The sequence below is a fragment of the Ilumatobacter nonamiensis YM16-303 genome, assembly GCF_000350145.1.
Taxonomy (GTDB): Bacteria; Actinomycetota; Acidimicrobiia; order Acidimicrobiales; family Ilumatobacteraceae; genus Ilumatobacter_A; species Ilumatobacter_A nonamiensis.
In genome coordinates, this window is record NZ_BAOL01000136.1 from 1 (window position 1) to 9844 (window position 9844).

Consider the following 9844-nt stretch of genomic DNA (forward strand, 5'->3'; position numbering starts at 1 on the left):
AGGCCGAGGTTGCCCTCCTGGATGAGGTCGAGCAACGGGAGGCCGGACGCCTGGTACTTCTTGGCGATCGACACCACGAGACGGAGGTTCGACTGGACGAACTGGCGCTCGGCTTCCTCACCCTTGCGGGCCGTACGACGGAGCTCGCGCTTCTTCGCCGGCGTGAGTTCCTTGCCGTCCGAGTCGAGCTGCTCGATCGCCTCGTTGCCGGCCTCGATGGCCTTGGCGAGTCGTACCTCGTCATCCTTGGTGAGCAGTGTGTACTGCCCGATGTCGGTGAGGTAGAGACGGACAAGGTCCTCGTCGTCTCGTTCGACTCGATCTTTTGCCACCAGCAACCTCTTTCGACGTGTCGTGTGCGGACGTGCCATATGGCACGTTGCCTCGAGGGCTCTTGTTCCACAATCACCTGGGGTGTTTGTGGTAGTAGCTCGGAGACGTCGGTCACGATACCGAGGCGCGGGTGCGCCCCAACTCGCTTTCCGTCGCGCTCTGGTCGGTATCACTCGTTCAGATGAGAAGATTGTGAGTATCTCAATGACAGATGAGCCGAGGAATCCGCCCGATCCACCCACCGCGCGTGGTTCCGCCGACGCTTCACGAGTGGGAGACGATGTCGAGCTCGCGATCGTGACGATGCGCTTCGATGCGCACGACGCCACCGCGCTGTACGGCGTGCTCTCGAAGTACGTCGTCTTGACCCGGATGGTTCCCGGTTGTCGCAACGTCGACCTCTGCTCGAGCGTGACCGTGGACGGTCGGCTGCTGATCGTCCAGAAGTGGGACGACGCCGCGGCGCAACGCGCGCACTTCGATTCCGACCTGATGGTCGAGATGGCCGAGGCCTGTCGCGGCCTGCTCGCAGCAGCCCCGGAGATCGACCTGTGGGACGGCCTCAGCGCCCACGATCTGCGCTGACCCGCCCTCGCGTTCCCCGATAGCCTGGCCGGACCATGTCGAATCCATTCTTCAACGAAAAGCGGATGAACGAGGACGCGGCCGGCTGGGCCGCGCCGCCCGCCGCCACGAGCACGTCGGGTGCCGCCGTCGCCGCCTCACCTCAAGGATTCCCGGCTCCGACCGGCGCGCCCGTCACCGACGGACCCATCAGTACGTGGAAGGGTGCGATGACGGTCAACGGTGTCATCTCGGTGACCGCCGTCCTGTTCGTCCTGCTCCTCCTCTCGGCCACCTTCGGGTGGATGTCGTCGACCGATTCGGTGACCGGCGAAGTCGAGTTTCCGCCGCTGGCGATGGGCGGAATCATCGTCGGTTTCATCGCCGCGTTGGTGGCCTACCGCAAACCGAACCTGGCCAAGTTCCTCGGGCCGGTCTATGCGATCGCCTATGGCTACGCCGTCGGCGCGATCTCGGCCGCGTACGAGAGCTATCAGGACGGCATCGTCGTCCAGGCGATCGGCGCGACGATCGCGGTGTTCCTCGTGATGCTGGTGATGTACCGCACGGGCATCGTCAAGGTCACCCCCGGCTATCGCAAGGTCGTGGTCGCAGCCACGGTCGGCATCATGCTGCTGTACCTCGTCTCGATCGTGATGAGCTTCTTCGGCGCGGAGATCCCGTTCATCAACTCGCCGAGCCTGTTGGGGATCGGATTCTCGGTGCTCGTGTGTGCGTTGGCAGCAGCCAACCTCGCGCTCGACTTCGACCTCATCGAGAAGGGCGTCGAGGCGAAGATGTCGAAGGACTACGAGTGGGTCGCCGCACTCGGCCTCGTCGTCACGCTCGTGTGGTTGTACCTCGAGATGCTGCGCCTGCTCTCGAAGCTGAATCGCTGACCGGGCGGCCCTGATGGGCAACGCTCGCCGAGCCCTCGAGACCGCCGCGACCACGGTGGTCGCGGGACTCTTCGGCGGCGCGGTCGGTTCGCTCGTCGGCGCCCCCGTCGTCGGCGCGGTGCTCGCCGGTGCGAACGGTGCCATCTCCGGTTGGCGCCGGACGTACGACTGGACGTGCTCGTCCGGGCTCGTGGCGTTCATCCTCGACTCGACCTGGTCGCTGCCGATGACCGCGGCGGGAGTGTTCGCCAACGGCGTCGGTCTCATGCAGCGGGACGCGGGCTACGTGCCCGAACTCTCCACGCGACAGAACCGGCACGTGTACCGCCGCGGATTCACGCCCCGCAAAGGCTTCGCGACGACGCTCGGCAACGTGATCGGGGGCGCCGGTGATGTGGATCGACCCCGTCGGCGCCGTCTGGTCACCGACCACGAGGACGTCCACTGCTGGCAGGCGCGCTGGCTCGGGCCGCTCTATCCGCTCGTCTACGTCGGCTGGACCGTCCTCGGTGGCGCGGTCGGCATGGTGATCTGGCTCGTCCGTCGGCGTGACGAGCGGTTCACGAAGGTCGTCGAAACGGTTGCGTACTACGCCAACCCGATCGAGTGGTGGGCGTACTGTCGCGACGACCACTGGCCGCCGTCCAGCGCGGTCGTCGGTCTCGTGTGGCGGCGGCGGTGCTGTCGGCCGCTCGCGGTCGTGCGCTTGGAACGGTGACCTGCGCTCAGTCCCGGATGGCGTCGAGCGCGGTGAGGAGCGCCTCGTTGAACTCGGCCGGTCGTTCCTGCTGGGTCCAGTGGCCGGCGCCGTCGATGATCTGATGACCGCGATAGTCCGGCAACAGCCTCGCCATCGATTCGACGTACTCCATGCGGTGCGCGATCACCATGTCCTTGCTCCCACCGATGAAGGCGCACGGCATCGGCGGCGCGGGGAGCTCGCGGGTCAGTTCCCAGTCGGCGTCGAGATTGCGATACCAACTGATCGGACCGAAGAAGCCGCTCGCGGTGAACTGCTCGACGTAGCGCTCGAAGTCGTCGGCCTCCAGCCACGGCGGCAGCCCGTCGGGAATCGGCCGGTCGGCGGCCCACGAGTCGAGCAGACCGGTTCCCTCCATCGGCGGCAGATCGGCCGGGGCGGTCGGCGGCCCCGACATCTCACCTGACGCGCCCCAGATGATCGTGCGCAGCGAGCGGGCGATCTCGGCATCCAGTTCGGTCTCGGCCGGGCCGACGGGCTGGAAGTAGAGCATGTAGAAGAAGCGGTCGGTGTACGTGGCGCGGAAGAGTTCGGTCGGCTGCATCGGCCACGGCGTGTACGGAACGCTCACGTTGACGACGCCGGTGACGCGGTCGGGATGGAACCGAGCGAGATCCCACACGACGAGCGCGCCCCAGTCGTGTCCGACGAAGGTGGCCGTCTCGGCACCGACGTCGTCGAGGAGCGCGATGAGGTCCGCCGACAACAGATCGCTGCGGTACGCCGCGACGTCAGCCGGTGCCGACGACGTGGAGTAGCCGCGCTGATCGGGGACCAGCACCCGCCAACCGGCGTCGACGAGCGGTTCGACCTGATGTCGCCACGAGTGCGAACTCTCCGGCCAACCGTGGGCGAGCACGATCACCGGATCGCCCGGCTCCCCCGCATCGATGACCTCGAGTTCGATCCCCGGTGCCGTCGTGATCCGACGGGTGAGTGCGTTCATCCTCGCAACCTACAGCGCGGGTTCGGTGCGGCGATCGAGCGAGACGTTCAGCCGGGGAGGTCGTGCCAGCCGAGGTTCTCGCTCGCCCAGAGGCGGTCGAAGAGCGTGTCGACGTCGTCGCGGAATCCGAACCGGTTCCGGAAGTCGTAGCGATACTGCTGCTGGATCGGAGCGAGCCCGAGCCGTTCGAGTCGGCCGCCGCAGTAGACCTTCCACGCGGTGTTCTGGGCGTTGGTGAGATCACGGTCGGGTGGCGCGTCGGCGAAGTCGTCACGCAGCCGATCCGACGCGCGCAGCAGCAATCGACCGAGCGAGAGGTGAGCACGTGTGTCGCTGAAGTTCGTGAGGTTCTTGGTGTCCTCGAGCGCGCCACTCTCGAGTTGCAGCCTGATCGTGGCGTCGGATGATGCGGAGTCGACGCTGGCGGACATCTTCCCGAGCGGGGTTCGCTCGTCGACCTCGATCACGATCGGGTTCGTCAGCTGCAGACGTTCTGCGAGACCGCGCGTGATCTCGGCGATTCGGTCGGCGTCGTAGGCGACGAGGGTGAAGCGCTCCGGCGTGACCGCGATGGTGGACATGGAAGGGTCGGTCAGACGCCGGCGGCTTCTTGCGCCAGCCGGACTGCGGCCTTGCGTTCCTCGAGCGCGTCGTGGTCCATCTCGGCGATCGTGTCCACCTCGTCGTCGGTGAACCCCGCCAGCTCGCGGAAGCGGCGCGCGAGGCCGATCGGGCTCTCGTCGCTGTCGCCTCGGGCGCCACCGAAGCTGAAGAGCTTGTCGACCACCTGCTGGAACTCGAGCGCCTTCGCCCGACGGTCGGGATCATTCTCGGTCACCTTGCGCAACCAGTCGGAACCCATCTTCACGTGGGTCACTTCGTCGGCGAGCATCCAGTCCTCACAGAACTCGAGGAACGGGTCGCCCGCGAGCTGGCCGAACTCCTTCATCTGGGTGAACACGTCGATCGCAAGCCCCTCCAGCGCGCGGTTCACGCCGGCGAGTCGGAGCACCGGGTCGTTCGAGCACGCGGCCTCGAACAGGACCGTGTTCTCGGAGAACTGGCCGAGTTCGGTGCCCATCCAGTCGGACAGCTTGGCGCTGATCTCGACGTGGCGTGCCTCGTCCCACGCCTGACGCGCCATGTCGAGTTTGAGTTCGAACGGGATCGTGTCGCCGGAACCGTCACCGGCGGCGAAGTCGTGCGCGGTGCGACCGGCACCTTCGAGCGCCTGGATCTCGCCGACCATGATTCCGTGCATCAGACTGCGCGCTGCTTCGGATGCGTCGTGGCGGTCCGGTGTCAACCGGTTCGACGCGCCGCGGCTCTTCGCCGACTTCTTGACGCCGACTGCGCTGCGGCTGTCGGCCATCCGCTTGGCCATGTTCGTCTGCACGAACCGCTCGTCACGAGCGAGGTCGTCGACCGGAAAGAACTGTCGCATGAGATTCCCCTTTGCTCTCGCCGACAGGTTACTCGGCGCCGCCGATGCTGCCGGGGCCGGTGATGCCCCCCGCCTCGACCATGATCGCCTCCAGCGCCGATTGGTGCTCGCTCGCCCGTCGGACCTGATCCGGCGTCGTGATCAACGACTGCAGCATCAACTCGCCGTCGCGCCAGTCGTCGAACTCGTCCTGCAGCGCGAACTTCAGCGTGCGGATCGTCGGGGCGTCGGTGATCTCGCTCGTGTTGTTCATGTGGTACGTGTACGCCGCGACGAAGCGCGGGATCAGCACGCGGTAGACGCCGACGAGTTTCTCGATCGTCAGTTCCGGGCCTTCGGGTTCGGTCATCGCGGTGATGAACCGTGCCATCGCGTCGTTCGCCGGGACGGTCAGGCGTTCGGGCTTCATCTCGCGCAACTCGGGGAGACGCTTGTGCCACAGCTCGGCGTGCCAGGCGTGGTGATAGCAGTGCGTGCCGAGACGCATCTTCACGTCCAGCTCGGGCACCGTGGCCACCCAACCGCCGAGGGCCTCGAACAGTTTCATCTCGGTCCACTTGTAGTTGCCGACGCGGCGCGCGGTCTCGGCCACGTCGAACGCTCCCGGAAGGTCCCGACGATCCCACGGTGCGAACGGCGCGCGTGCGGTGCTGGCAGTGTCTGCGTCCGTGCTCATCGCGGCGATCGTAGGTCAGAGGTCGATGGTGTGGAACGTCGGTCGGTAGGTGGAGAGGTGGCTCGCCGTCTCGGCGCCGTTCCACCGGTTGTGGCCGATCGACCAGATGTGGTTGCCGTCGGTGTCGGTCCACGGGACCCATGCTGCGAAGTACGTGTTGCAGGCCGACGGATCGCACTTGAGCGGCTCGTCGATGCTGGCACTGTGCTCGAACGGGCCGGTCGCGGTGTCGGCCACACCGAACTCGACGGTCGAGCCCCACCAGTCGTCGCGCTTCTCGACGAGCAGGTACCGATCACCGTCGAAACGGACCTGCGCCGGATTGTTGCCCGAGAACGCCCACGTGCCGTCGATGACGGCCTGCGCCTGCTGGTGGTCGTCGACCCAACCGGCGCCGTCCCAGTACTCCCGCGGGGCATCGAGTTCGCCCAGTGGGACCCGGGCCAGCTTGACCACCTCGACGCACTCGCCGAAACCGAAGAGGCCGTCGAAACCGAACTGCTGATAGCAGTGGGAGTAGAGGTAGGTGAAGGCGTCGTCGGACGTGACGCTCCAGCCGTACAGGTCGTCGCCGGTCGGTTCCTCGTCGATGATCTCGATCGGCTCCAGTGTCGATGCGTCCAGCACGACTCGGCGCATCGCGGTCGGCCGACTCCTGGTCAGGTACTGGCCTCCGGTCTCGTTCATCTGGACGACGAAGAGGTGGATCTCGTCCTTCTCGACGACCGTGGACGCGTCGAACGGCCAGTGCCACTGGTTCATGTGGTGCGTCTGGTCGGCGAGGAGCCAGGAGCGCGGACCGGAGTTCAACAGGCTGAAACAACGACCGGACTGGATCATCGCGGCGTTGTGGACGAGCGTCCCCGAGATGAAGGCGTCCTGAAAAGTCCACAGGACCCGCCCGTCGTCCAGTCGGGTCGCGCGCTGGTAGTCGGCTCCCTGGAAGGACCCGATCGGATTCGCGAAGAACTCGGAGATGCCGTCCGACCCGAGACTGTCGGCACAGTGCTCACCCACGTCAGGGGAGGTGATCGGATCGAACCGGCCCGGGACGACGGAACGTTCGGCCTCGACCACCGAGGCCTGGACGACGGGCACCGCGGCCGGTGCCGCCGATGGCTCGAAATGGGCAGCATTCGGGAGGAATCCCACGATGAAGGCCACCATCGCCGTGATCAGTTCGGTGTTCATCGCGCCCCCGTCGTGTCGGCCACCGGTCTCCGGTGGGTGGGAACGACGGTGAACGCAGCCGCTGACGGTTCGGTTGCGATGGGTTGCAGCCGGGTGACAACGGGCGATTACCGGGGCCGCGACCGATGTGGTGGCCGGTCAGGGGCGCGCAGAACGGGGCGCATTCGGGCGTTCCGCCCGAGGAACGTGTTGTCCGGAGAGATCGACGGGGGTCCGACCCCAGCGGACACTCAGGCGTCAGCGCGGCGGGACTGCCAGTCGGCTTCGGCGGCGCCGAGGTCGGTGGCGGGTGGACCGTCGGCGGTGTATTCGAGCAGCATCGCCCTCCACGGGCCGTGCGCTTCGAGCTTGCCGAGGATCGCGCTCACACCCCAGATCACCCGGTCGAGGATCACGAAACTGGGCGGCATGTTCAGCTGTTCGATCACCGGGCCGTGCGGACCCTGCACGTCGAAGATCGTCGACAGCGTGTCGCGCATCCAGTCCCGGGTGAACGTGAACTCGTCGGTGAGATACGGAACGTACGGACTCGACACGTAGTCGTACACGAGTTGCGGGTCGAGGCCGTGGCCGTCGCGCAGGAAGCCGGACGACTCCATCCGTCGCACGAGGAGTTCGGGGTCCCGGTCGACGATGATCGCGTTCATCGCCGGATTGAGCGTCTCCCACTCGCCCGGCGACCAACGTTTGACGAGGCCGTAGTCCAGGAAGGTGACGCTGCCGTCGTGGTGGAACTTGTAGTTGCCGGGGTGGGGGTCGCCGTTGAAGATCCCGTACCGATGGATCGCGTTCTGGGCGAACCGCCACACCACCTCGGCGGCGCGTTGTTTGGTGTCGGCCGACGCGCCGCGGCGGAACTCGTCGAAGCTCATTCCGTCGACCCACTCGGTCGTCAGCAGTCGCTCGGTGCAGAATTCGGGAACGAGCTCGGGGACCCGCGCCCACGGGTGTCCGGCGAACCGCTGCTCGAACTCGGCGACGTTGGCGGCTTCGAGTCGGTAGTCGAGCTCCTCGCGCATCCGCGAGCGCAGTTCGTCGACGAGGCCCTTCGCGTCGAGTCCCTTCAGCATCATCGACGAGAACATCGCGTACATCACCTCGGCCGCGTCGAGGTCGCTCTCGATGGCGTCGTGCACGCCGGGGTACTGGACCTTGACCGCCACGTCACGGCCGTCGGGCGTGGTCGCTCGGTGGACCTGGCCGATCGACGCGGCGGCCACCGGCATGTCGGTCCAGTCGAGGAAGATCCGCTCCGGCGGTTTGCCGAGATCGCCCTCGACCACGCCGGCGGCCAGCGACGGCGCCATCGGCTCGGCGTCGGCCTGTAGCGCGGCGAGGGCGTTCTGCGCCTCCTCGGGCAGTCCTTCGAAGATGAAGCTCACGAGTTGACCGGCCTTCATCAGGACGCCCTTCATCTCGCCGAGCTCCTGGGCAACGTCCTCCGCCGTGCGAATCGCGAACTGCTCGTCGAGTTGGGCGCGCCGTTCCTCGGCGCTCCCGATGCCGCGCACGCGTGACACCGCGAACCGGGCCGAGTTGCGCGCCGACAACTTCCACACCTTCGCCGAGCGTCCGAACCGACTCGTCAGCGGCGTCGCCTTGGACTTCCCCGCCCGTTGAGCTGCTGCGGCCAGGCCCGCTGCGAGCGCGACGATCGACGCCATCGAGGCGACCGCCTTCGCCTGCATCAGGCTCGGCGGGTGAGTGGGTCGGCTTCGAGTCTGGCGACCGGAATCGGCTCGCCCGTGACCTCGTCGGTCCAGTAGGCATCCTCCGCGAGGCGACCGAGCGCGGACTGGACGTCGTCGAGGTCGCGCTCGATCGCGTCGAGATCGGGTTCGTCGGGTTCGCTCGAAACGGGAGGTTCGATATCCGTCACGACGCCGACGCTACCGCTTCGTCGTCGACCGAGCGGCGGCCCGATCTGCCGTGATCCGTGATGGCCTTGATCGGTTCACCGCCTAGCCTGTCCCGCGTGTCCTTGGAGAACGTCACGTCGACTGCGCAGACGTCGCCGTTGTTGGCGCTCTCGACCAGCGCGGCGGATCGCACCCGCGTCGAGTCCGCAATGCACGCGGCGGTCGTCACGCCCGACAAGTACCTCACCGAGATCGCCTCGCACCTGATCGTCGCGGGTGGAAAGCGCCTGCGTCCGGTTCTGTCGGTGGTCGCGTCGCAGATCGGTGGCGACGAAGCGAGCGACGACGTCGTGCGTGGCGGCGTCTCGTGTGAGCTCGTCCACCTCGGATCGCTGTACCACGACGATGTGATGGACGAGGCCGACACTCGCCGAGGCGTCGAGACGGTCAACGCGAAGTGGGGCAACCTGCAGGCGATCCTCGCCGGCGACTTCCTGCTCGCTCGGGCGTCCGAGATCGCCGCATCGCTCGGCACCGAGGTCGCCGGGCTGCTCGCGCGCACGATCGGTTGGCTCTGCGAGGGTCAGATCGAGGAACTCCGGTTCACCTACGCCGTCGATCGAACCGAGGACAGCTACTACACCTCGATCCACGGCAAGACCGCGTCGCTCTACGGAACCGCCGCACGGATCGGTGCAATCGTTGCCGGTCACGACGAGGCCACCGTCGACGCGCTCACCGAGTTCGGCAACGCGTACGGGATGGTGTTCCAGATCGTCGACGACATCCTCGATGCCACCGCCACCGACGAACAGCTCGGCAAGCCGGCCGGGCACGACCTGGTCGAAGGCGTGTACACGCTCCCGGTGCTGCGCACCTTGGCGCTCGGCACTCCGGCGGCCGCCGAGTTGAGCGAGTTGCTCGGTTCACCGCTCGACTCCACGCAGCAGCGCCGAGCACTGACGATCGTGCGGTCCAACGACGGCGTGGCCTCGGCGATGGACACCGCCCGCGAGTACGTCGACCGGGCGATCTGCGCCTGCGAGGGTTTCGTCGACACCGAGGCCACCGCCGCTCTCCGCGCCGCCCCCGCCGCCCTCCTCGCGACGGTCCCACTCCCCGTCTGACCCCTCCGCCAACCGGCAACTCGTGAACAGTTCGCGCACGGAGCG

At 67.0% G+C, this 9844-nt stretch carries 12 protein-coding genes; 4 read left to right on the plus strand and 8 right to left on the minus strand.

The features are described 5' to 3' along the window. Positions 1–332: sigma-70 factor domain-containing protein (locus ON45_RS12910; RefSeq protein ID WP_040494411.1), on the minus strand; the 332-nt coding region annotated here is incomplete at its 3' end. 271 nt (positions 333–603) lie between these two features. Here ON45_RS12910 and ON45_RS12915 point away from each other — a divergent pair. Genes ON45_RS12915 through ON45_RS12925 form a run of 3 tightly spaced genes read left to right on the plus strand, consistent with a single transcriptional unit; the run spans position 604 to position 2514 of the window. After that, positions 604–918 carry a putative quinol monooxygenase gene (locus ON45_RS12915; RefSeq protein WP_040494404.1) on the plus strand — a complete coding sequence of 105 codons (315 nt, stop codon included), beginning with the start codon at positions 604–606 and terminating at the stop codon, positions 916–918. Between the two features lie 35 nt (positions 919–953). Beyond that, positions 954–1796: a Bax inhibitor-1/YccA family protein gene (locus ON45_RS12920; RefSeq protein WP_051063004.1), complete on the plus strand. Its 843-nt coding sequence runs from the start codon at positions 954–956 to the stop codon at positions 1794–1796. A 13-nt stretch (positions 1797–1809) separates the two neighbouring features. Then, the gene (locus ON45_RS12925; protein WP_040494405.1) at positions 1810–2514 is read left to right on the plus strand and encodes a hypothetical protein; all 705 of its coding nucleotides are present in this window, start codon (positions 1810–1812) and stop codon (positions 2512–2514) included. A gap of 7 nt (positions 2515–2521) precedes the next feature. Here ON45_RS12925 and ON45_RS12930 read toward each other — a convergent pair whose 3' ends face one another. From ON45_RS12930 to ON45_RS12960, 7 genes are all read right to left on the minus strand, one after another. Further along, positions 2522–3502 (minus strand): alpha/beta fold hydrolase, encoded by a 981-nt coding sequence (locus ON45_RS12930; RefSeq protein WP_051063005.1) that lies wholly within the window; start codon positions 3500–3502, stop codon positions 2522–2524. A gap of 47 nt (positions 3503–3549) precedes the next feature. Next, a complete protein-coding gene (locus ON45_RS12935) occupies positions 3550–4083 on the minus strand; it encodes a hypothetical protein (RefSeq protein WP_040494406.1) in 534 nt (177 codons plus the stop codon). A gap of 11 nt (positions 4084–4094) precedes the next feature. Then, positions 4095–4946, minus strand: coding sequence for a DUF455 family protein (locus ON45_RS12940; RefSeq protein WP_040494407.1), 852 nt, complete (start codon positions 4944–4946; stop codon positions 4095–4097). 28 nt (positions 4947–4974) lie between these two features. Then, positions 4975–5622: a hypothetical protein gene (locus ON45_RS12945; RefSeq protein ID WP_040494408.1), complete on the minus strand. Its 648-nt coding sequence runs from the start codon at positions 5620–5622 to the stop codon at positions 4975–4977. Between the two features lie 15 nt (positions 5623–5637). After that, positions 5638–6813, minus strand: a complete 1176-nt coding sequence (locus ON45_RS12950) for a DUF5005 domain-containing protein (RefSeq protein WP_040494409.1) — start codon at positions 6811–6813, stop codon at positions 5638–5640. Positions 6814–7043: 230 nt separating this feature from the next. Further along, entirely contained in the window at positions 7044–8477 is a 1434-nt protein-coding gene (locus ON45_RS21515) for an ABC1 kinase family protein (RefSeq protein ID WP_158412400.1), read from the minus strand. Positions 8478–8500: 23 nt separating this feature from the next. Continuing rightward, positions 8501–8692: a TraR/DksA C4-type zinc finger protein gene (locus tag ON45_RS12960; protein WP_040494410.1), complete on the minus strand. Its 192-nt coding sequence runs from the start codon at positions 8690–8692 to the stop codon at positions 8501–8503. 96 nt (positions 8693–8788) lie between these two features. Here ON45_RS12960 and ON45_RS12965 point away from each other — a divergent pair, with 96 nt between their 5' ends. Then, a complete protein-coding gene (locus tag ON45_RS12965) occupies positions 8789–9799 on the plus strand; it encodes a polyprenyl synthetase family protein (RefSeq protein WP_158412402.1) in 1011 nt (336 codons plus the stop codon). The last annotated feature ends 45 nt before the right edge of the window (positions 9800–9844 follow it).